Here is a 22,645-nt window from a genome sequence, read left to right on the forward strand (position 1 = left end):
ACAATGTAAATGAAATATACATCTTCACAGTCAAAAAAGTTAAAATATTTCGTTTTAAGGATTATAATGGAGGGAGAAACATAAAAGGGAGTGAATGAACTTGAAACAAGAACTTATTGAAAGATTTACGAGATATGTAAAAATTGATACGCAATCAAATGAAGAAAGCCATACAGTACCAACAACACCAGGACAAATTGAGTTTGGTAAGTTATTAGTGGAAGAGCTAAAAGAAATTGGTTTAACAGAAGTAACGATGGATGATAATGGCTATGTAATGGCAACACTTCCAGCTAATACGGACAAGGATGTTCCTGTAATCGGATTTTTAGCCCACTTAGATACGGCAACAGACTTTACAGGGAAAAACGTCAAACCACAAATTCATGAAAATTTTGATGGTAATGCAATTACGTTAAATGAAGAGCTAAATGTTATGTTAACACCAGAGCAGTTCCCGGAATTACCATCATATAAAGGACATACCATTATTACAACTGATGGTACAACACTTCTAGGAGCAGATGATAAAGCTGGTCTTACAGAAATTATGGTTGCAATGAACCATTTAATACATAATCCGCAAATTAAGCACGGGAAAATAAGAGTAGCATTTACACCGGATGAAGAAATTGGTCGTGGGCCAGCGCATTTTGATGTAGAAGCGTTTGGTGCATCATTCGCTTATACGATGGATGGAGGTCCATTAGGTGGTTTAGAGTATGAAAGTTTTAATGCTGCAGGTGCTAAGTTAACGTTTAACGGAACGAATACACATCCTGGAACAGCGAAAAATAAAATGCGCAATGCTACTAAACTGGCTATGGAGTTTAACGGGTATTTACCAGTAGAAGAGGCGCCAGAATATACAGAAGGCTATGAGGGATTCTATCATTTACTTTCTTTAAATGGTGATGTTGAGCAAAGTAAAGCGTATTATATTATTCGAGACTTTGATCGTGAAAATTTTGAGGCGCGTAAAAATAACGTTAAAAATATTGTGAAGACTATGCAAGAAAAATATGGCGAAGATGCAGTCGTTTTAGAAATGAATGATCAATACTATAACATGCTTGAAAAAATTGAACCGGTAAGAGAAATTGTTGATATTGCATATGAAGCAATGAAAAGTTTAGACATTGAACCAAATATTCATCCGATTCGCGGAGGCACAGATGGATCACAATTATCATATATGGGATTACCGACGCCGAATATTTTCACTGGTGGTGAAAACTATCACGGTAAATTTGAGTATGTTTCGGTAGATACTATGGAAAAAGCTGTTCAAGTTATTGTGGAAATTGCAAGACGTTTTGAGGAGCAAGCTTAAAAAAGAACCAAGTAGTACGAATGTGCTACTTGGTTCTTTTAATATAGTACTCGCCACAAATAAAAAGTCGCATAAGACTCCCAATTAGCCCAGTTTGCCGCGAAATCTTTTATTTCATTTTTAGTCGGTTTATTTTTGGAACCTGTTATAAATTTAATTGCATTATGCAGACCAACATCATCAATTGGAAAAGCTGAAGGAAATCTTAAACAACGCATTAAAACATAGTTGGCAGTCCATGGCCCTATACCATGGATAGCAGTTAATTGTTTCTCAGCAACCTTTACATCTTGTGTTTGCAGTAAATCCTCTTTTGATAGTTTTCTCTCTGTAATAAGCTTCGCAATACCGATTAAATATTCACATTTTCTAGTCGTCATTTTTAATTGTTGGAGATCTTCTACATGTAGATTTGCAATTGTTTCAGGTGATGGGAATATCCAATGCTTTCTACCGTCCCGTTCTACATAACTGCCAAATTGCTCAACTAATCTTCTTTTTAGCGTATAAGCATATGTTAAGTTAATTTGTTGACCGATAATTCCCCAGGAAAGTGCCTCAAATAAGTCTGGAATACCTAAAGTACGAAGGCCATAATATTGTTCAATTGGTCCTTGAAGGAGTAAATCATGTTTAGCTAATGTATAAAAGGGAGCTAAATCAGTAGTTAAATCAAACCATTCTTTTACATAGTTAGCTACAGCTTCACGTATCGATTTTTCAGATGTATATGATTCTTCTAAACAATGTATTTGAATATTGCCATCAGTATTCAAACTAATTTCAACTAAAGGATTTACATCTTGAACAGGGATAACTTTATAAATTTTATTGTCTTCAATATGGAACATACATTCATTGTTAGAACGTGATAGATAGCGTAAATTTTCTTGAAAACAAAATTCTTTCGGAACTGCTACAGATAATGCGCTATTATATTCTGCTGTCATATGAATTCCACCTGTAACTTTTCTAATGTAAGCAATTTTTTCTTCATTTCTAATCCACCCCTAAATCCGGTTAGTTTCCCATTCTTCCCAATAACACGGTGACAAGGAATAGTAATAAGGAGAGGGTTAGCAGCAATAGCAGAAGCAACGGCGCGCACAGCTTTAGGTTTTTGAATTCTTTCAGCAATTTCTGTATAAGAATATGTCTTTCCATAAGGAATTTCACGTACCGTATTCCAAACAGATAATTGAAAATTAGTTCCATAAGCATCGATAGGAAATGTAAAAGTTTCTCGCTTGTTTTCTAAATACTCGATAACTTCTTGCGTATATATTTGCAAGTAATCTGGACTATGAATCAATATATGTTGGGGCAGTTTTTTTCTAGCCCATATATTTAATTCTTCAAAGTTTTCGTCTTGTGATCCAATGAAACATAGTCCATTTTCAGTTGCAGCAATATGAAATCGCCAATTTTTATGTGTAAGTAGCGTCCAATATATATAATTATTTTTGTAGGAATTCATTATCGTATCCCTCTTTCATTTCGTTCTTTTTTCGATATTCAGTAGGAGTAAATCCGGTTTTCTTTTTAAATAAAGTTGCGAAATACTCTGGGTTTTCTATCCCGACAGCAGTACTAATTTCTTTAATAGATTGATTTGTGTGTAAAAGGTATTTGGTTGCTTTAAGAACCCTGAATTGTTGTATATATTCTATAGGAGTTAGCCCTATTATTCTTTTGAAAGTACGCTGTAAATGAAAAGGGCTACCGTGACACATTTCCGCAAGCATGTCGAGAGTTAAGGATTCGTCATAATGCTTTTCGATATAGTCTTTAATTTGTTCTACCCACTCTTCATTAGGTAAAGTGATCCCATTTGGCTTACAACGTTTGCACGGGCGAAAGTTTTCGCTTAATGCTTGCTCTGCATGATGAAAAATTCGTACATTGTTTCTATTCGGTATTCTTGATTTGCATGATGGCCTGCAAAAAATTCCAGTTGATTTCACAGCATAAAAGAATTTGCTATCATAGGAAGAATCATTATGAATAATTGCTTGCCAATACTCATTTGTTAATATAACTCCTTCATTGTGCAAAGAACATCACCTCTGAAATTAGTATAACCTGAATAAAGTGCGTATGTATGTATTCATAAATGTAAGAGCAAGATTACAAAGGTGAAAATATCGGATGGCGTTTAGATTATTTTGTTGTTTCGGAAAGAATGAAAGACCAGATAACAGAAGCGAAAATTAATAGTGAAGTGATGGGATCAGACCATTGTCCAGTTGAATTGCATATAAATTTCTAAAAAAAGAAGTATCTCCCTAATATTAGGGAGATACTTCTTTTTTTAATTCAGTTTGTTAAAATTTTTCAAATCATTCTTGAAATAATTTCATATTAAATATATACTTAGTAACGATAATCATTATCAGTGAAAATGATTATCAAGTGATGAAGGCGTAAAAGAATTATAGTCTAGGGGAAGTGAACGTGAATGAGTTCTGGATAAAATTATTAATCTAATGAAATATATATATGGGATAAGATTCATATAGTTAAATTCTATTGAGAATATAGTTTGAAAATTTGAGAGGAGACATATAAAGATGAACAAGAAATTATTTACTTTAGGGATGGTTACAGTTTTAAGTGTAGGTTTAGCGGCATGTAATAGTGCGGATAAAACTTCAGGCGAGCAAAAACAACAGACAAAAGCTACGGAAACGAAAAAAGATGAAAAACGAAAAATTACATATTTAGGTAAAGAATATACAGTGCCAGCAAAAGTAGATAAAATTGCGACAGCTAGTTTAGAGTCAATGGAAGATGCGGCAGTACTTGGAATTAAACCAGTTGGTGCCATTACTGTAGGTGGTAAACTACCAAAGTACCTGGAAAAAGAGTTAGAAGGTGCGAAATCTGTTGGTGAGAAAATGCAACCCAATTTCGAAACATTACTACAATTAAAACCAGATGTGATTACATCAAGTACGAAATTTCCAGCAGAAACAGCTGAAAAGTTTACGAAAGTAGCTCCTACATTCCCGGTATCACACGTTTCAACAAATTGGGAAGATAACTTAAAGTTAATGGGAGAATTAACTGGTAAAAAAGATAAAGCAGAAAAAATTATTAAAGACTACAATTCAGACGCTGAAAAAGCAAAAGCAAAACTAGGAGATAAGTTAAAAGATAAAAAAGTACTTGTCATTAGACTAAGAGCAAACGAATTATTCCTATATCCAGAAGGAGTATACTTCAACCCTGTAATTTATAAAGATCTTGGACTAACTGCTCCAGAACAATTGAAAACTGTAAAAGCACAAGAGAAAATTTCATTTGAAAAACTTGCTGAACTTAACCCAGATTATATTTTCTTACAATATGAGGCAAGTGAAAATAAAAATCCAAAAGTGTTAGAAGAAATTGAAAGTAATCCAATTTGGCAAAGTATGAATGCTGCGAAGGAAAAGAAAGTATTTGTAAACGCTGTAGATCCAATGGCACAAGGTGGTACTGCTTGGAGTAAAACTGCCTTCTTAAAAGAAGCAGTGAAAAATTTATCTAAATAATACAATAAGTAAGGTGCGTTGAATGATATGCAGAAAACAAATGCAGTACCAGTAACTATATTATGTATAGCACCCATACTCATCTTATTTACAGTTATACTTTCGATTTTGTATGGGGCGAAAAGTATTGATGCTGAAACAGTGTGGAACGCATTATTTCATTTTGATTCAAGTGATGTAAATCATAATATTATTATTACTTCACGTTTACCAAGGGTAGTTGCAGCTCTTTTAGTCGGAGCATTTCTAGCCATATCAGGAGCACTTATGCAGGGGATGACAAGAAACTATCTTGCATCCCCTTCTATTATGGGTGTGACGGATGGTGCTGCCTTTGTTATTACACTTTGTATGATTTTTCTTCCAGAAATGTCATCAATTGGTATGGTTGTATGTTCAATGATTGGTTCTGCACTCGGAGCCGGTATCGTGTTTGGTTTTGGTTCGCTCCTTCAAAATGGCTTATCACCAGTTAGGTTAGCAATTATCGGAACAGTTATTGGAACATTTTTAAGCAGTGTATCGGCTGCCATGGCTTCGTATTTCCAAATTTCTCAAAATGTTAGTTTTTGGTTTAATGCAAAGTTAGATCAAGTAGATCCTAATATAATTAAAATTACGATACCGTTTGGGATAATTGGAATAATTTTAGCATTGTTAATATCAAAATCTATTACCATTCTTTCATTAGGCGAAGAGGTTTCTATTAATTTAGGACAGCGTACAAAACTAGTTAAAGCGATGGCAATTTTATCGGTAATTTTTTTAACAGGAACAGCAGTTGCTTTAGTAGGAAAAGTTGGTTTTGTAGGTTTAATTATTCCGCACATTACCCGCTTTATAATTGGAGTAGATTATAAATGGATATTGCCATGTGCAGGCGTTATTGGTGGGGTTTTTTTAGCGTTATGTGATGTTTTAAGTAGATTTGTAAATTATCCATTTGAAACGCCAATTGGAGTCGTAACATCTTTAATTGGAATTCCTTTCTTCCTTTATTTAATCCGTACAAGAGGAGGAGAGAGACATGCTTAAAAATTCAAGTCAACGTTTCGGAATGACGATGGGGATTATTATATTTTTAATACTATGTGCTATTTATATTAGTTTAACAAATGGTACGTTCGACATTACGATTACAGATGTGTTTAAAACACTTTTTAGAATTGATCCAGTACCAGAACATGATTTAGTTATTTTTGAGTTTCGTCTTCCACGTATCGTAATTGCTGGATTAGTAGGATTAGGCCTTGGTGTTGCGGGTGCCGTTATTCAAGGGATTACGAGAAATGGATTGGCAGACCCAGGTATTTTAGGAGTAAATGCCGGTGCGGGAACAGCGATCGTCATTTTTATGTTTTTCTTTCAAGGACAATTAAAAAGCACAGACTGGGTTTCTATTATGATGATGCCAATGTTTGGTTTAGTCGGCGGATTAGGTGCTGCTATTATCATCTATCTTTTTTCTTGGAAAAACGGTAAGTTAGATTCGCAGCGACTTTTATTAACAGGGATTGCAATTGGATCAGGATTTGGGGCCTTTTCTATGTACTTATCACTCAAAATGAAGTCAACTGATTTCGAGATGGCTGCAGTGTGGGTTTCTGGAAGCATATATAGTGCGAACTGGAAGTATATTGTGGCTATGTTACCATGGCTTATTATTTTAATTCCACTTATACAAAAGAAAGCATATTTACTAGATTTATTTCAATTGGAAGAAACGAGTATTACAAGTTTAGGTGTTTCAGTAGAAAGAGAGAAATCGATTTTATTATTAAGCAGTATCGGGCTTGTGAGTGCATGTGTTGCTGTTTCAGGGAGTATCGGTTTTATTGGCTTAATGGCACCGCATATAGCGAAAAGACTTGTCGGTATTCAACATAAGTATATAATTCCCACGTGCGGCGTAATCGGAATGTTTCTTGTAATTGCCTCAGACTTTATTGCAAAAACAGTTTTCACACCTGTAGAGTTACCAGTTGGAATCGTTATTTCTATTGTCGGTGTACCGTATTTCTTATATTTACTTTATAAGGCGAAAGCGTAAGAGGAGGAATAAAAGTGAGTATTTTAAGTGCAAAAAATTTAGAAACAAGTTATGAAAAGCTTACAGTGTTTCGCGATTTAAATGTGGAAATACAAGAAGGAAAAGTAACGACAATTATAGGTCCGAACGGTTGCGGTAAATCAACATTGTTAAAAACAATGGGAAGAATTTTAAAACAAAAAAGCGGAAAAGTATATTTGCAAGGGCAAGATTTACATACAATTTCAACGAAAGAAATTGCGAAGCAGTTAGCTTTACTACCGCAAACTCCAATTGCACCAGGTGAACTTAAAGTGGAAGAATTAATTTCTTATGGACGCTATCCACATCGAAATAACGTAAATAAATTAACGACAAAAGACAAAGAAATGATTGATTGGGCATTAAATATAACGAAAACTTCTGAATTTCGAACGAGACAAATTGCAAATTTATCAGGTGGTCAAAGACAAAAGGTATGGCTAGCGATGGCATTAGCACAAGAGACAGAAGTGTTGCTATTAGATGAGCCAACTACATACCTTGATATGTCTCATCAATTAGATGTATTACAAATTGTGGAGAAGTTAAATAAAGAACATAATTGTACGGTTGTTATGGTATTACATGATATTAACCATGCAGCAAGGTTTTCAGATGAAATTATTGCAATGAAGGAAGGAGAAATTGTTACAACTGGTAGCCCAGAAGAAATCATTACAAATGAAGTATTAAAAGAAGTATTTCATATTGATGCACGTGTCATGATAGATCCGTATAACGGGGCTCCTGTTTGTTTCGGTTATGATAGCGTTGTATCTCAAGAAGAAAAAATCGAAATATATGTAACAAGTTAAAAAGGGGGGGATAGGGTGAATACTACAGTTGAAAAACAGCAGATTATAACATCTAATACAGAACAGTGGAAAATGTATTCAAAATTAGAAGGTAAGGAATATCAAATTCATATTTCAAAGCCGAGGCAGCCAGCACCAGATTCAGGATATCCTGTCATTTATGTATTAGATGGCAATGCCTTTTTTCAAACATTTCATGAAGCAGTTAAAATACAATCAGTAAGAGCGGAAAAAACTGGTGTTTCACCAGCTGTTATAGTAGGATTGGGGTATCCAATTGAAGGCGCATTTTCAGGGGAAGAAAGATGTTATGATTTTACGCCTAGCGTAATTTCAAAAGATGCCCCTTTAAAACCAGACGGTAAACCGTGGCCTAAAACAGGAGGAGCACATAATTTCTTTACTTTTATTGAAGAAGAACTGAAACCACAAATTGAAAAGAATTTTGAGATCGATAAAAGTAAGCAAACGTTATTTGGACATTCTTTAGGTGGACTATTTGCTCTTTATATACTATTTACAAACTTAAATGCTTTTCAAAATTATTTTATTAGTAGTCCATCTATATGGTGGAATAACCAATCCGTACTTGAAAAAGAAGAGAACCTTATACATGAATTAAACAATGCTAAGTTTGAAACAGGAGTGTTCCTTACAGTTGGGTCACTAGAACGAGAGCATATGGTTGTAGGCGCAAATGAATTATCAGAGCGCCTTCTCCAAGTAAACCACGATAAACTTAAATTTAAGTTTTATGAAGCTGAAGGGGAGAATCATGCATCTGTTGTGCCGACTTCTTTAAGTAAAGGATTGAGATTTATTAGTTACGTATAGGAAAAAAGGTTATGGATGAAACATTCCATAACCTTTTTTGATATGTAGAATTGTCCTTTTTGAAAGTTTTGTTTCAACTTTTCGTCTAAAGAGACAAAAAGTTGTCACAAAACGGTCACAATTAGCATAAACATAAAATAGACGAAATGAACTTATTTCCAAAAAGGCTTGGTTTATTCCGATCATGATTTGTAGAGCTGAAAAAGTATGGATTAAAAGTTCACTATATTCCCAAGGAGGTAGATCGTATGAAAACTATTCTTGCTATCGCTGGACTTATTTGGGTTCTATCGCATGGCATCCCAATTTATGAAGGAGAACAAATTCGCAGTGCTCTGAATAAAAATTTTAATGAATATCATATCATTGATCGGCAAGATAATGTTGTAACAGTTCGAGTAAATGACTGTTTTCATACGGTAACCGTTGAAGGAACTTCAGTAGTGAATGATACAAAAGTATGTGATCAGCAATAACTATATATAGGAAGAAAAAAGTCTCAATTTACACATGTGAATTGAGACTTTTATATTTGTGATTGAAGTTTTTTCATAAACAATTATTGACATAACGAGTTTATGTTGATAAAATTCAATTCATAAAATATAGATAATTTAATAGATTTCGAATCAGATGAAAATTAAATCTGATTTCTCTTATCTAGAGAGGTGGAGGGACTGTGCCCTGTGAAACCCAGCAACCATCAATTTTTACATTGAAATGGTGCTAATTCCTGCAAAGCAAATGCTTTGAGAGATGAGAGAAAGGGATAGTATCGATATATGCATACAAACCTTTCTGCTCATTCTAAGGGCAGAAAGGTTTTTTTATTGTTCTCGACTGTGAGTAAAGACTATTCTGGAGGAAAATAGAGAGATTTATACAGTCCGTGTGCAGGAGGAATAACGATGTGAAAATCAATGAACCAATTTGTGCATGTCCTAGTGTTGTTCTAATAAAATGGATTATTGATTTGTTACAGCGTGAATTAATAAATAAATACATAAAAGAAGAAGGGTGTTTACAACATGAAAAAACTATTACTATCAGGACTTATTACAACGGCAATTTTTGGTTTAACTGCTTGTGGAGGTAAAAGTGAAGATAAGCTTGTTGTCGGTGCTTCTAATGTACCTCATGCAGTTATTTTGGAAAAAGCAAAACCATTACTTGAGAAAAAAGGTGTAGAACTAGAAATTAAAAAATTCCAAGACTACGTATTACCAAATAAATCATTGGCGAATAAAGAATTAGATGCAAATTATTTCCAAGGTATTCCATTCTTAGAGAAAGAAATGAAAGACAAAAAATATGATTTTGAAGTAGCTGGAAAAATACACATTGAACCAATCGGTTTATATTCTCAAAAATATAAAAATCTAAAAGAGCTTCCAGATGGTGCAACAATTATTATGAGTAATGCAATTACTGATCATGGACGTGGTTTAGCAATTTTACAAAAAGAAGGTATTTTAAAAATTAAAGATGGTATAGATCCTGTACAAGCAACCGTAAAAGATATTGCAGAAAATCCGAAAAATTTAAAATTCAAAACAGACATTGAACCTGGTTTATTAACACAAATGTATAAAAATAAAGAAGGTGATGCTATTTTAATTAATGCTAACTATGCAATTGATGCAAAATTAAATCCAAGAAAAGATGCAATTGCGATTGAAGGTAAGGATTCGCCATATGTAAACGTAGTTGCAGTTCGTAAAGGTGACAAAGATAAGAAAGAAATTAAAGCACTTGTAGAAGTATTACATTCGAAAGAAATTGAAGATTTTATTAATAAGGAATATAACGGTGCTGTTATTCCTGTAAAAGAATAACTTTGAAAACTAAGAAATGGTACTCTTTACAACTACGTATTTTATAACTGATGAAAATTAATTATTTTATTAAGGGCTACTAAGGTAGCCCTTTTATATTTGCAACGAGAAATGGTTAGGGAATGTACATTAATGGAGGCTTTAGTTGAAGAACATAGCACAAAAGTGATTAAACATTTTACTTTATTAAGTTCTGATGGAGAATGTAATGTTTTTTTGAAAAAAGAAAGGGTATCATGAAAATTGAGACTGAGAAGCTAATAAATTGTTAAGAATAAGCTTAGAGCGGAAATATACTCATATGGGGTATCATACATAGATAATTAATGCTATAATTGGTATACTCGTAAAAGCAATTGTTTTATTGGATGAAGAGAAACTTTAAGAAGGTGATAATATGGGGCATAAAGAGCATGAAGTGGTAACACATAGATCAGAAAAAGAAAAAGAACAAATTATAAATAGATTAAAGAGGATTGAAGGACAGGTCCGCGGTATTCAAAATATGATTGAAAATGATCGCTATTGTGTGGATATTTTAGTGCAAATTTCAGCGATTAATGCAGCGATGAAAAAAGTAGGAATGGGTGTATTAAAAAACCATACAAGTCATTGTGTTTCAGGTGCTATTAAAGATGGCAATGGTGACGAAGCAATTGAAGAATTAATGACTGTATTTGAACGTTTTTCAAAAGCGTAAAAACAAGCTAGTATGTCACTGGCTTGTTTTTTTGTTTACCTTCATAATAAGATTTCGGGGTATTGATGTGAAAAAGTGTGTGTAAAATAAACTTTTAGAAAATAATTGAAAAATCATGATACAAAACCATTGATTACCTTAGGGGGGTATGGTAAGATGTAATTGTGATTAACAAAGAATGAAGAAACAAGAGGAGGATTTTAAATGGAACAGTTAACATTACAAGTTGAAGGTATGTCTTGTGGACATTGTGTAAATGCTATCGAAAGCAGTGTGAAAGAGCTAAACGGTGTTGAACAAGTGAAGGTTCAATTAGCAGAAGGAACTGTTGAAGTTACTATCGACTCGTCTGCCGTAACATTAAAAGATATCGTTGCTGTAATCGAAGACCAAGGATACGATGTTCAATAATTATTTTTAGATATGGAAATAAATCGTACTTTAAACGAAGTACGATTTATTTTGCTAATAATTATACCTCATAAGGGTATATAGAGGTGAGAGACATGAATGAACAAAAAGAGGCCAATCTTCAAATATCAGGAATGACATGTGCGGCATGTGCAAATAGAATTGAAAAAGGTCTAAAAAAAGTAGAAGGTGTTCATGAGGCAAATGTAAATTTTGCGCTTGAAAAAACAAAAATAATGTACGATCCAACTAAAACAAATCTACAACAATTTAAAGAAAAAGTTGAAGCGTTAGGATATGGAATTGTAAGTGATAAAGCTGAATTTACTGTTTCAGGAATGACATGTGCAGCATGTGCAAATAGAGTTGAAAAGCGTTTAAATAAGTTAGATGGTGTGAACAAAGCGACAGTAAATTTTGCTTTAGAATCAGCTACAGTAGACTTTAATCATGATGAAGTTAATGTAAATGAAATGAAGAGCGCGATTACGAAGCTAGGATATAAATTAGAAGTGAAACCAGATGATCAAGATGCATCAACTGATCATCGATTACAAGAAATTGAAAGACAAAAGAAGAAGTTTATTATTTCGTTTATTTTATCTTTCCCATTATTATGGGCAATGGTTAGTCATTTCTCATTTACGTCGTTTATTTATTTACCAGATATGTTAATGAACCCTTGGGTGCAACTAGCACTTGCAACTCCTGTTCAATTTATCATTGGTGGACAGTTTTATGTTGGAGCTTATAAAGCGTTACGTAATAAAAGTGCGAATATGGATGTTCTCGTGGCGCTTGGAACGTCGGCCGCGTATTTCTATAGTGTATATTTAAGTATTCAATCTATTGGTTCTTCGAAACATATGACAGATTTATATTTTGAAACGAGTGCGGTACTTATTACATTAATTATTTTAGGTAAATTATTTGAAGCGAAAGCAAAAGGGCGCTCATCAGAAGCAATTAAAAAATTGATGGGTTTACAAGCGAAGACAGCTACAGTTGTGCGAGATGGAACAGAAATAAAAATTTTGATTGAAGAAGTAGTAGCTGGTGATATCGTCTATGTAAAGCCTGGTGAAAAAATACCAGTAGATGGTGAGATTGTAGAAGGAAAGTCAGCAATTGATGAATCGATGTTAACGGGTGAAAGTATTCCTGTTGATAAGTCAATTGGGGATGTAGTAATAGGTTCGACAATAAATAAAAATGGATTTTTAAAAGTGAAAGCAACTAAAGTAGGAAGAGATACTGCATTAGCTCAAATTATTAAAGTAGTAGAAGAAGCACAAGGTTCAAAAGCTCCTATTCAAAGGGTAGCAGATCAAATTTCAGGTATTTTCGTACCGGTTGTAGTTGTGATTGCGATTATCACATTTGCAGTATGGATGATATTTGTTACACCTGGTGATTTTGGCGGAGCACTTGAGAAAATGATAGCAGTACTTGTTATCGCTTGTCCGTGTGCATTAGGTCTTGCAACACCTACGTCTATTATGGCGGGATCAGGAAGGTCGGCTGAGTATGGTATTTTATTTAAAGGTGGAGAGCATTTAGAAGCAACGCACCGATTAGATACAGTTATTCTAGATAAAACGGGTACAGTGACAAATGGGAAACCGGTGTTAACAGATGTAATGGTAGCAGATGGATTCCATGAAGCAGAAATACTACGTTTAGTAGGTGCGGCAGAAAAAAATTCTGAACACCCACTTGCAGAAGCAATTGTAGAAGGAATTAAAGAAAAGAAAATTGATATCCCAAGCTCAGAAACGTTTGAAGCGATTCCGGGATTCGGTATCGAATCCGTTGTAGAAGGGAAACAATTATTAATTGGTACACGTCGATTAATGAAGAAATTCGATATTAATATTGAAGAAGTTTCTAAATCGATGGAAGCGCTAGAACGAGAAGGAAAAACAGCGATGCTTATTGCGATCAATAAAGAATATGCTGGTATAGTGGCCGTTGCAGATACTGTAAAAGATACTTCAAAAGCAGCTATCGCAAGACTTAAGAAAATGGGTCTAGACGTTGTTATGATTACAGGAGATAATACACAAACTGCTCAGGCAATTGCGGGGCAAGTTGGTATTGATCACGTAATTGCAGAAGTATTACCAGAAGGAAAAGCAGAAGAAGTGAAAAAACTCCAAGCACAAGGTAAGAAAGTAGCGATGGTTGGAGACGGGATAAATGATGCTCCTGCTCTTGCTACAGCGAACATTGGTATGGCAATTGGAACGGGAACGGATGTAGCGATGGAAGCAGCGGATATAACGTTAATCCGCGGTGACTTAAATAGTATTGCTGATGCGATCTTTATGAGTAAAATGACGATAAGAAATATTAAACAAAATTTATTCTGGGCATTAGCTTATAACGCGTTAGGAATTCCAATTGCGGCATTAGGTTTCTTAGCCCCTTGGGTTGCTGGAGCAGCAATGGCATTTAGTTCTGTATCCGTTGTATTAAATGCATTACGATTACAAAGAGTTAAATTAAAACCTTAAAAAGCTACATTAAGTAATTGAATAGAATTAAAAAACAATACTTGAATAAGTATTGTTTTTTTGTTCGTATAGAAATTAAAACGATATAATAAAGCAGAAATATAGAATCGTATGTAGTAGAAAAGTTAAGAGGTAGTTTCGTAAGGAGACTTATATATGTTAAAAGATATTATAATTAGAACATTCCAGAAAGAAGATTTAGATCAAGTATTACAATTGTTCTATGAAACAGTTCATACGGTTAATGCAAAAGATTATAATGAGTTACAGCTACAGGCGTGGGCACCGGAGCGACTAGATAGAGAAAATTGGTTACAGTCTTTAGAAAAGAATATTAGCTATGTAGCGGATCATAAAGGTGTGATTGTGGGGTTTGGGGATTATAACGATGATCGTTACATAGATCGTTTATTTACGCATAAAGATTATCAAGGGAAAAGAGTCGCTTCATACATACTACAGAAGTTAGAAAAAGAAGCAGTGAACCTAGGGCATAGGGAGATATATACAGAGGCGAGCATTACCGCAAAACCTTTTTTTGAAAGTAAAGATTTTATTTGCATAAAAGAACAAAAGAAACAACATAATGGTCAGATTTTTATTAATTATGTTATGAAAAAAATATCCTTCTCATAAATGAGAAGGATATTTTTCATTATTTTACAGCTTCTTTTAGTTCTTTACCAGCTTTGAAAGCAGGTACTTTAGAAGCTGCGATTTGCATTTCTTCACCAGTTTGTGGGTTACGGCCTGTACGAGCAGCTCTTTCACGAACTTCGAATGTACCGAATCCGATAAGTTGTACTTTTTCACCAGCAGCTAAAGTGTTAGTGATTGATTCTACTACAGTTTGTACAACTACAGTAGCTTCTTTTTGAGAAATCTCAGCATTTTGTGCTACGTTTTTAATTAATTCTGTTTTGTTCATGTTTTTCACCTCATATGTAAATAATGCTATTTAAGTTGTTATTATAACGTATAAAACATTCGAGAACAAGTGTACGTACATATATTCGCAAAAAAAATGAAATTTGTAATATTTTTTAGGGCACTTTATAGACATCCATTTAAGCGGACAGAGATTTGTTCTTCATTTCAGTCTTCTCTTGATGAGCAGGTAGTTTCTTATTATAAGATATGAAGTAAGGTAGTGCTACAAATAACATACCTCCTACTAAATTTCCAAAGAAAACAAAAATAAAGTTTGGAAAATATTCAGCCCAAGTGAAATGACCGGCAAAAATCGCGGCTGGGATGACAAACATATTGGCTACAACGTGTTGAAATCCAATCGCAACAAAAGTCATAACCGGGAACCAAATACCGATAATCTTTCCGATAAATTCTTTACTTCCCATACTGAGCCAAACAGCTAAACAAACGAGCCAATTACATCCGATTGCAGAAATAAATGCTTGCAATGGCGTATCTTGTAGTTTCGCTTGAGCGATAGAAATAGTTTTCGCTAAAAAAGCTCCCTCAGTTAAGCCAACGATATGACCGAAAAAGTAGGCTACAAATACAGCCCCTATGAAATTGCTAAATGTAACAATAACTAAATTTCGTATGAAATAAAATAAAGTAATTTTCTTTTGGAGCCAGGCCATAGAAACTGTCATCATGTTACCGGTTACTAGTTCACCGCCTGCAAGAATAACGAGAATAAGACCAATAGGAAATACAGCAGCGCCTAGAAAACTAGAAAATGATCCCCAATATTTTGGCATTGTCCCAATAACATGAATATCGAGTAAATACCCTAATGCGATAAAAGCGCCACCAAAAAAACCAAGAATTAGCATAGGGAGCAATGATAAATGAGCTTTTTTCCTTCCTGAATTCGCAGCAAGTTCCGTAATTTCTTCTGGTGTAAATACAGACATGAATAACCCCTCCGTAATCAAATGATGGAATGAATAGAAAAAATTTCGAAAATCTATGTATTATAAAAATATGTTATGACTTCTGTATAAAATTGTCAAAGTGAATAGAGAGGGAATTACATATTGATAATATTGTTCATGTTGTCACATGAATGTAACAATAAGGATTTAAAGTGTTTCTAGAGGTGAAAACATGAATACGAATCATGTAAAAAAAGAACGAAAAAAATCAATCGTAAAGATATTTATTATTAGTTTTATAAGTATATTAATGATACCAGTAAGTTTGTATTATTATGCGACAGAAATAGAACGAAAACTAGTAACAGTTACGTGGAATGAAATAGAAGCTTCTACAATTCCTAAAGAGTTTAATAATAAAAAAATATTGCAGTTTTCAGATGTACATTTAGGACCAGAGTTTACACTGAAACAACTTGAACATTTAGTGGAGAAGATGAATGAATTACATCCGGATATAGTAGTTTTTACCGGAGATTTAATAGATAAATTTGGGTCTTATAGTGCGGAAAGAGAAGAAGCGAAGGTTATTTTGCAGAAAATTTACGCTCCCTTAGGGAAATATGCTGTGTTTGGGAATCATGATAGGGGCGGGGGCGGTAGTTTATTTTACAAAAAATATATGGAAGAAGCTGGTTTTTCTGTATTAGTAAATGAAGTGCAGAAAATTAAAGTGGAAAACGGCAAATATATTATAATATCAGGTTTGGATGATTTTCTATTAGGGAAGCCGAAAATAGATTCAACTTTAAAAAACTTGAAACAAAATGATTTCAACATGTTATTAGTACATGAGCCGGATGTTGTAACCAAAATAAATCGTTACCCAGTTGATCTTCAACTGTCAGGACATAGTCACGGAGGACAAGTCCAAATTCCTTTTGTAGGTCCGTTAATTACTACCAAACTAGCTGAGCAATACGTTGAAGGTATGTATGAAGTAGAGGGGAAGAGTAAGCCGTTATATTTATATGTAAATCGTGGCATTGGGACTACTAGGATGCCTGTTAGATTTTGTAGTGTACCTGAACTTTCAATTTTTGTGTTGAAGCAAAATAGTAACTAGAATATTTAACAATATGATTCCAAGGAACGTGCGATGTAGGTCGATGGAAAACAGTTTCTTAAAACTTTAGATGTGACAAAGTAATTTTCATAAATAAAAAACAACAATAGGACCTATTGTTGTTTTTATCCTTCATTGATTGTCCATAAATGTCCGATTGATGAGGGCTAATTATAGTTTTACTTTGTTATTTTTGCAAGGAAAGACCATCAAAATATGTTCTATAGTTATTTGAGAATTCAAAGTTGTTTTTTGCATCCCAATTAATAGACCAAGACATTAGGCCGCGGAATGCAGGATAGCCACTCTGGTTAGAAAGTTTATACTTTCCTCCGAATGGAACTCCTTTAATGATATAATTTAAAGCTTTTTTCATTTCAGTTGGCGAAATATATCCACCACTTGGAGCTGCCGCTGGTGCTGCTGGAAGCCCAATCATGACTTGATCTGAACGAAGAGCTGGGAAAATGTTATTTGCATTACCACCTACAGGAAAACCATGTAAGAGCATATCTGCCATAGCGACCTCGTAGTCTGCAGTACCTTGATTGTAGTTATTACCGTCCATTCCAATCCCGCTACCAGCGTTGTAGTGTTGAACGTGAATGTATGTTAGTTTATCTTTCACTCCGTAAATAATTGGTAAATATGCACCCCATATGCTTCCATATGCGCTATATCCACCTTGAACATAAGCTGTTTCAGGGGCCATGCTTAATAGAAAATCTGGACCATAATGATCTGAGATTGTTCGAATAGCTGAAATAAGATTTACGATTTGGGGAGTAGTTGGGTTTTTGAAGTTAGTGTCATTTCCGTTTAAGTAAATACCTGATTCAAGGTCAATATCTATTCCGTCAAAACCGTATTTATCGATCAGAGATTGTATGGAATTAATAAAACGATCCTTAGCGGCATTGTCAGGAAGTAAAACGACCCCATTTTGTCCACCTATTGAAAGAACTACTTTCTTTCCTTTACTTTTTAAATACGAAATATCTGATTTGAATTCTGCATCTGTACCATACACAGGAGAAAATTCAACAGTGGAACGATCACCACTAGTTTCACCAAAAGATACATTGATTACATCCCATTTTGGTGAAACGTCTTTTAATTTAATAATGCCAGTACCGTTATCAAAATTATGCCAGTATCCAACGAGTAATTTTGAACCTAAATTGTTTGCTGCTTGTGATTGGAAAGGGGATAGCGGTAGAAGTAAGAACATTACTAAAATACAACAAAAAAATTTGAACTTGTTTAACATATCAACACTCCTATACAAAAAGTTGTCTAGATGTATAATCTTGTTTATTTAATAATATCTGAAAATTCTTTCTTTTGTAAAGGGACTATAATTTTCTCAACAATTGTGTATGGGAAAGTATTAAACCTAATGTAATAATTTTTAAAGGAGGTTGAATTTTAATTGTTGAATTCAGAATATTTTGATATATTTTAAAGTATAGGACAAAATCTTTCGCACAGTACTCTTACATAAATTTCAAAATTTAGTTTGGAAGGGGATGTACAAGATTTGGATAAAAATCTAAAGAAAGACCTCAAAATACGCCACATTACAATGATTTCAATTGGCGGTGTAATAGGGGCTGGTTTGTTTGTTGGAAGTGGTGCAGTTGTGCATTCGGCAGGACCAGGTTCTATCGTTTCATATGCATTAGCAGGACTTCTAGTCATTTTCGTCATGAGAATGCTAGGAGAGATGGCAGCTGTTAATCCGACAAGTGGTTCATTTGCAACGTATGCAAGAGAAGCGATTGGTCCTTGGGCGGGTTATACAATAGGCTGGTTATACTGGTTTTTCTGGGTAATTGTTATTGCAATAGAAGCCACAGCAGGTGCTGGTATTATCCAATATTGGATTCCACAAATACCGCTTTGGTTATTAAGTTTAATATTAACAATTTTATTAACACTGACGAACGTTTTTTCGGTGAAATCATTTGGAGAGTTTGAATATTGGTTTTCTTTTATTAAAGTAATAAGTATTGTTTTGTTCCTTTGTCTAGGTCTTGCTGTTATTTTAGGATTTGTTCCAGGAACAGAAGCACCCGGCACTTCGAATTTAATTGGACAAGGTGGATTTATGCCAAACGGTATAAGTTCGGTACTGCTTGGAATTACTGTCGTTATATTTTCATTTATGGGATCAGAGATTGTAGCAGTAGCCGCAGGTGAATCTGCAGAACCTGTAAAAGCAGTAAAAACAGCAACAAACAGTGTGATTTGGCGTATTCTTGTATTTTTTATTGGGTCTATAGCGGTAGTTGTTACGCTACTGCCATGGAATTCAGCAAACATATTAAAAAGTCCATTTGTAGCTGTACTGGAACATATAGGAATACCAGCTGCGGCACAAATTATGAATTTTATCGTTTTAACAGCTGTACTCTCTTGTTTAAATTCGGGTTTATATACAAACTCAAGAATGCTTTTTTCGATGGCAGAAAGAGGAGATGCTCCAAAGGCGTTTTTGAAATTGAACAGTAGTGGTGTTCCAGTTCGGGCCGTTTTATTCGGAACGTTCTTCGCTTATATTGGCGTTGTGTTTAGTTACATTTCTCCAGATAAAGTCTTTTTGTTTTTAGTGAATGCATCTGGCGGGATTGCGTTACTAGTTTATCTCGTTATTGCAGTTTCGCATTTAAAGATGCGTAAAAAAATGGGAAAAGTAGAACAACAAAATTTGAAAGTGAAAATGTGGCTTTTTCCGTATGTAACGTATGTTACAATTGCTGCTATTATAGCAGTTTTAGTTACGATGTTCGCAATTGATACTTTACGTTCACAAGCACTTTTAACAATGTTTGTTACTGTTCTTATCATACTTTCTTATTTTATTTTTAATAGAAATAAAAATAGCACAGTTTTGAATCCTAAAAGTAAGAATGAGGAATCTGTTCGATTCTAATTTTCTAATTTTCGAAGAGAGTTACACCCAGTCATTGCTATAAAAGAATCATATATAATCATAGAAACAAGTAATTACTATTGTCATAGTGGATATAAACTTTTTTCTTGACTTTTTATACGAAGGCGAGCAAAATGGTAAAAAAGGAAGGGGGGATGATAATGGAAGAGTACGTATTAGAGCTGTATAACCTGTTATATACGACAGAATGGCAAGATATTGTTTCGTTTCTAGGAATCGTATTTTGCATGAAAATTGTAATTGTATATATGGAAGAGCAAGGTATGTTCTATTCCTTCTCATCCCCGTTCGATATGCAGCGCGAGCCGTTGCTAAACTATGCCAATGTGAATTACGAACAAATTCCTTTTGTTATTTTCTTTATGATTCGATTTATTACAGCAATTGTAAGGAAAAAGGAAAGTGACGATGAAGAGTGCCACTCAACTTGTAATATAGCGAATGTTTTTTAAGCTAAATACAAGGAGGAGATTTATATGTGGTTTCGATTTCTTATGATTGGTTTCTTTTCATTAACAGCAATTTCTTTAATGGGATATCAAGTGTCTGAAATTTTTCAAGCATATAGCGATACATTTTTTAACAAAAACTAATCGCGTTGCTATTTGAATAATAAAGCGATAAAATCCTTCTTAAGAAGTTTTATTAAGAAGGATTTTTTCTTTGTCTTATCTTGCTGTTTCAAACTATTGTCACATTTACACTGTGAATAGTATGTTAAAATAGTGAGGTTACGTATACATATTTGAAGGAAGAGGGAGTGACCATTTTGGTGGATCAATCAACAAATCAGAAAAGCTATGCTCCTATTGTGATAACGCTTTCTGTAATTGTAAATGCGATTATTTTATTTTTGTTCTTTGGACCTGTTGGCTATGAAGGAGAATTACATTTTGATGTAACAATTTTACCAATGTTAAATGCAATTTTTAATAGCTTTACGTTCGTATTCTTATTAGCAGCTCTATACTCTATTATTAAGAAGAATGTGAAAATGCACCGTGGTTTCATCCTGGCAGCATTTACAACGACGTTGCTATTTTGTGTTTCTTATTTATCTTATCATTACTTAGCGCCAGCAACACATTTTGGCGGAGAAGGATTCATTAAATATGTGTATTTCATCATTTTAATTACACATATTATCCTGGCGGCAATTATTGTACCGCTTGCATTGTTTGCACTTGTATTTGGTTTTACAAATCAATTAACACGTCATCGTAAAATTGTACGTTGGACGATGCCGATTTGGTTATATGTAAGTTTATCTGGTGTTATTGTTTACTTAATGATCTCACCTTATTACCAATAAAAAATCTCAGCCTGTAGGCTGGGATTTTTTTATTAAGCAAATATTTTTGTGAAATGAAAAAAATATGGTATACAAAAGTATAGTTGCTTTTCATATAGAAGGGATGGTAAAGGAATATGCAAAATTTTGTATTTCGTAATCCAACGAAACTTATTTTCGGTAAAGGTCAATTAGAGCAGTTAAAAACTGAAATTCCACAGTTCGGTAAAAAAGTTCTTCTCGTATACGGGGGAGGCAGCATTAAAAGAAACGGTATTTATGATAATGTAATTTCTATTTTAAAGGATATAAATGCAGAAGTATTTGAATTGACAGGTGTTGAACCGAATCCACGTGTATCAACTGTAAAGAAAGGGATTCAAATTTGTAAAGAAAATGGTGTTGAATTTATTTTAGCAGTTGGTGGAGGAAGTGTGATCGACTGTACGAAGGCAATTGCAGCTGGTAGTAAGTACGATGGAGATGTATGGGATATTGTAACGAAAAAAACATTTGCTAATGAGGCATTACCATTTGGTACTGTACTTACTCTTGCAGCAACAGGATCTGAAATGAATGCAGGCTCGGTAATTACAAACTGGGAAACGAATGAAAAGTATGGATGGGGTAGCCCAGTTACTTTCCCGCAGTTTTCAATTTTAGATCCAGTTCATACTACTTCTGTACCGAAAGATCAAACAATTTACGGTATGGTAGATATTATGTCGCACGTATTAGAACAATATTTCCATCATGGAACGAATACAGAACTACAAGATCGTTATTGTGAAGCTGTTTTAAAAACAGTAATTGAGACAGCACCTAAGCTTTTAAGTGATTTAGAAAATTATGAGCATAGAGAAACTATTTTATATTGTGGTACTATGGCGTTAAACGGCATTTTAGCGATGGGAGTAAAAGGAGATTGGGCGACTCATAATATTGAGCATGCAGTTTCTGCTGTTCATGATATACCACACGGGGGTGGCCTTGCGATTTTATTCCCGAACTGGATGAAACATGTTGTAGAGGAAAATGTAAGTCGTTTTAAACAGTTCGCTATTCGTGTATTTGATATAGAAACAGATGGCAAAACAGATAAAGAAGTGGCTTTAGAAGGAATTAAGGCACTGCGTCAATTTTGGACTTCAATTGAAGCGCCAGCAACATTAGCTGATTACGGTATTGGAGAAAATGAAATTGATATAATGGCTAATAAAGCGATGGCGTATGGTGAATTTGGTAACTTTAAAAAATTAAATAAAGATGATGTTTTAAGTATATATAAAGCTTCTTTATAAGTGAATTGAGTAAAGAAATCCGTTTGATATAACGATCAAATGGGTTTCTTTTTTTGTTATTTATAACCGTTTGTGA

The 22,645-nt window shown here is 34.0% G+C and carries 23 protein-coding genes, 1 pseudogene and 1 riboswitch; of the genes and pseudogenes, 18 read left to right on the forward strand and 6 right to left on the reverse strand.

Features of this window, described 5'->3' with window-relative positions; translation table 11 throughout:
* Positions 1-100: 100 nt before the first annotated feature.
* Positions 101-1,333 carry a peptidase T gene (gene pepT, locus HMPREF1014_RS05755; protein ID WP_009326601.1) on the forward strand — a complete coding sequence of 411 codons (1,233 nt, stop codon included), beginning with the start codon at positions 101-103 and terminating at the stop codon, positions 1,331-1,333.
* Between the two features lie 38 nt (positions 1,334-1,371).
* On the opposite strand, the gene HMPREF1014_RS05760 is transcribed toward pepT, so the two are convergent.
* From HMPREF1014_RS05760 to HMPREF1014_RS05770, 3 genes are read right to left on the reverse strand one after another with little or no spacing between them, the layout of a single operon-like run.
* Complete coding sequence (locus HMPREF1014_RS05760) at positions 1,372-2,283, reverse strand: DNA-3-methyladenine glycosylase 2 (protein WP_000123513.1); 912 nt, start codon at positions 2,281-2,283, stop codon at positions 1,372-1,374.
* Positions 2,280-2,810: a methylated-DNA--[protein]-cysteine S-methyltransferase gene (locus HMPREF1014_RS05765; protein ID WP_001089839.1), complete on the reverse strand. Its 531-nt coding sequence runs from the start codon at positions 2,808-2,810 to the stop codon at positions 2,280-2,282. Before HMPREF1014_RS05765 ends, HMPREF1014_RS05760 begins: the two co-directional genes overlap by 4 nt.
* Entirely contained in the window at positions 2,791-3,387 is a 597-nt protein-coding gene (locus HMPREF1014_RS05770) for a bifunctional transcriptional activator/DNA repair enzyme AdaA (protein WP_000551300.1), read from the reverse strand. Before HMPREF1014_RS05770 ends, HMPREF1014_RS05765 begins: the two co-directional genes overlap by 20 nt.
* A 77-nt stretch (positions 3,388-3,464) precedes the next feature.
* On the opposite strand from HMPREF1014_RS05770, the pseudogene HMPREF1014_RS29525 reads away from it, so the two are divergent.
* The 12 genes and pseudogenes from HMPREF1014_RS29525 to HMPREF1014_RS05825 form a co-directional block, all read left to right on the forward strand.
* A pseudogene (locus tag HMPREF1014_RS29525) lies at positions 3,465-3,602 on the forward strand (exodeoxyribonuclease III); the annotation flags it as partial.
* A gap of 301 nt (positions 3,603-3,903) precedes the next feature.
* On the forward strand, positions 3,904-4,869 hold the full coding sequence (locus HMPREF1014_RS05775; RefSeq protein ID WP_001035505.1) for an iron-hydroxamate ABC transporter substrate-binding protein: 966 nt from the start codon (positions 3,904-3,906) through the stop codon (positions 4,867-4,869).
* A gap of 27 nt (positions 4,870-4,896) precedes the next feature.
* Complete coding sequence (locus tag HMPREF1014_RS05780) at positions 4,897-5,904, forward strand: FecCD family ABC transporter permease (RefSeq protein WP_001173052.1); 1,008 nt, start codon at positions 4,897-4,899, stop codon at positions 5,902-5,904.
* The gene (locus tag HMPREF1014_RS05785; RefSeq protein WP_000917021.1) at positions 5,897-6,919 is read left to right on the forward strand and encodes a FecCD family ABC transporter permease; all 1,023 of its coding nucleotides are present in this window, start codon (positions 5,897-5,899) and stop codon (positions 6,917-6,919) included. Before HMPREF1014_RS05780 ends, HMPREF1014_RS05785 begins: the two co-directional genes overlap by 8 nt.
* A 14-nt stretch (positions 6,920-6,933) precedes the next feature.
* Positions 6,934-7,755 (forward strand): ABC transporter ATP-binding protein, encoded by an 822-nt coding sequence (locus HMPREF1014_RS05790; RefSeq protein WP_000025773.1) that lies wholly within the window; start codon positions 6,934-6,936, stop codon positions 7,753-7,755.
* 15 nt (positions 7,756-7,770) lie between these two features.
* Positions 7,771-8,589: an alpha/beta hydrolase gene (locus HMPREF1014_RS05795; protein ID WP_001098703.1), complete on the forward strand. Its 819-nt coding sequence runs from the start codon at positions 7,771-7,773 to the stop codon at positions 8,587-8,589.
* A 248-nt stretch (positions 8,590-8,837) separates the two neighbouring features.
* Positions 8,838-9,065, forward strand: coding sequence for a hypothetical protein (locus HMPREF1014_RS05800; protein ID WP_000849103.1), 228 nt, complete (start codon positions 8,838-8,840; stop codon positions 9,063-9,065).
* A 177-nt stretch (positions 9,066-9,242) separates the two neighbouring features.
* A riboswitch (SAM riboswitch) is annotated at positions 9,243-9,352 on the forward strand.
* A 265-nt stretch (positions 9,353-9,617) separates the two neighbouring features.
* Positions 9,618-10,424 (forward strand): methionine ABC transporter substrate-binding lipoprotein MetQ, encoded by an 807-nt coding sequence (gene metQ, locus HMPREF1014_RS05805; protein ID WP_000735073.1) that lies wholly within the window; start codon positions 9,618-9,620, stop codon positions 10,422-10,424.
* A gap of 397 nt (positions 10,425-10,821) precedes the next feature.
* Positions 10,822-11,124, forward strand: coding sequence for a metal-sensing transcriptional repressor (locus tag HMPREF1014_RS05810; RefSeq protein ID WP_000509879.1), 303 nt, complete (start codon positions 10,822-10,824; stop codon positions 11,122-11,124).
* A gap of 204 nt (positions 11,125-11,328) precedes the next feature.
* On the forward strand, positions 11,329-11,535 hold the full coding sequence (copZ, locus tag HMPREF1014_RS05815; protein WP_000436973.1) for a copper chaperone CopZ: 207 nt from the start codon (positions 11,329-11,331) through the stop codon (positions 11,533-11,535).
* A gap of 95 nt (positions 11,536-11,630) precedes the next feature.
* Entirely contained in the window at positions 11,631-14,051 is a 2,421-nt protein-coding gene (locus HMPREF1014_RS05820) for a heavy metal translocating P-type ATPase (protein WP_001005322.1), read from the forward strand.
* Positions 14,052-14,207: 156 nt separating this feature from the next.
* Positions 14,208-14,687, forward strand: a complete 480-nt coding sequence (locus tag HMPREF1014_RS05825) for a GNAT family N-acetyltransferase (protein ID WP_000910157.1) — start codon at positions 14,208-14,210, stop codon at positions 14,685-14,687.
* Positions 14,688-14,706: 19 nt separating this feature from the next.
* Here HMPREF1014_RS05825 and HMPREF1014_RS05830 read toward each other — a convergent pair whose 3' ends face one another.
* Both HMPREF1014_RS05830 and HMPREF1014_RS05835 read right to left on the reverse strand, forming a co-directional pair.
* Positions 14,707-14,979 carry an HU family DNA-binding protein gene (locus HMPREF1014_RS05830; RefSeq protein WP_001043904.1) on the reverse strand — a complete coding sequence of 91 codons (273 nt, stop codon included), beginning with the start codon at positions 14,977-14,979 and terminating at the stop codon, positions 14,707-14,709.
* Between the two features lie 139 nt (positions 14,980-15,118).
* Entirely contained in the window at positions 15,119-15,934 is an 816-nt protein-coding gene (locus HMPREF1014_RS05835; protein WP_000110537.1) for a formate/nitrite transporter family protein, read from the reverse strand.
* A 193-nt stretch (positions 15,935-16,127) separates the two neighbouring features.
* Here HMPREF1014_RS05835 and HMPREF1014_RS05840 point away from each other — a divergent pair, with 193 nt between their 5' ends.
* Positions 16,128-17,021, forward strand: coding sequence for a metallophosphoesterase (locus HMPREF1014_RS05840; protein ID WP_001095344.1), 894 nt, complete (start codon positions 16,128-16,130; stop codon positions 17,019-17,021).
* Between the two features lie 187 nt (positions 17,022-17,208).
* Here HMPREF1014_RS05840 and HMPREF1014_RS05845 read toward each other — a convergent pair whose 3' ends face one another.
* On the reverse strand, positions 17,209-18,291 hold the full coding sequence (locus HMPREF1014_RS05845; RefSeq protein ID WP_000932445.1) for a chitinase: 1,083 nt from the start codon (positions 18,289-18,291) through the stop codon (positions 17,209-17,211).
* Between the two features lie 270 nt (positions 18,292-18,561).
* Between HMPREF1014_RS05845 and gabP the strand changes: the two genes are divergently transcribed.
* The 4 genes from gabP (at position 18,562) to HMPREF1014_RS05870 (ending at position 22,569) form a co-directional block, all read left to right on the forward strand.
* Positions 18,562-19,956, forward strand: a complete 1,395-nt coding sequence (gene gabP / locus HMPREF1014_RS05850; protein ID WP_000360109.1) for a GABA permease — start codon at positions 18,562-18,564, stop codon at positions 19,954-19,956.
* Positions 19,957-20,090: 134 nt separating this feature from the next.
* Positions 20,091-20,429, forward strand: coding sequence for a hypothetical protein (locus HMPREF1014_RS05855; RefSeq protein WP_002005644.1), 339 nt, complete (start codon positions 20,091-20,093; stop codon positions 20,427-20,429).
* Between the two features lie 317 nt (positions 20,430-20,746).
* Positions 20,747-21,289 (forward strand): DUF420 domain-containing protein, encoded by a 543-nt coding sequence (locus tag HMPREF1014_RS05865; protein ID WP_000228314.1) that lies wholly within the window; start codon positions 20,747-20,749, stop codon positions 21,287-21,289.
* Positions 21,290-21,405: 116 nt separating this feature from the next.
* Positions 21,406-22,569, forward strand: a complete 1,164-nt coding sequence (locus HMPREF1014_RS05870) for an iron-containing alcohol dehydrogenase (RefSeq protein WP_001179092.1) — start codon at positions 21,406-21,408, stop codon at positions 22,567-22,569.
* Positions 22,570-22,645 lie beyond the last annotated feature (76 nt).

The sequence above is a fragment of the Bacillus sp. 7_6_55CFAA_CT2 genome (assembly GCF_000238655.1).
Lineage (GTDB): Bacteria > Bacillota > Bacilli > Bacillales > Bacillaceae_G > Bacillus_A > Bacillus_A cereus.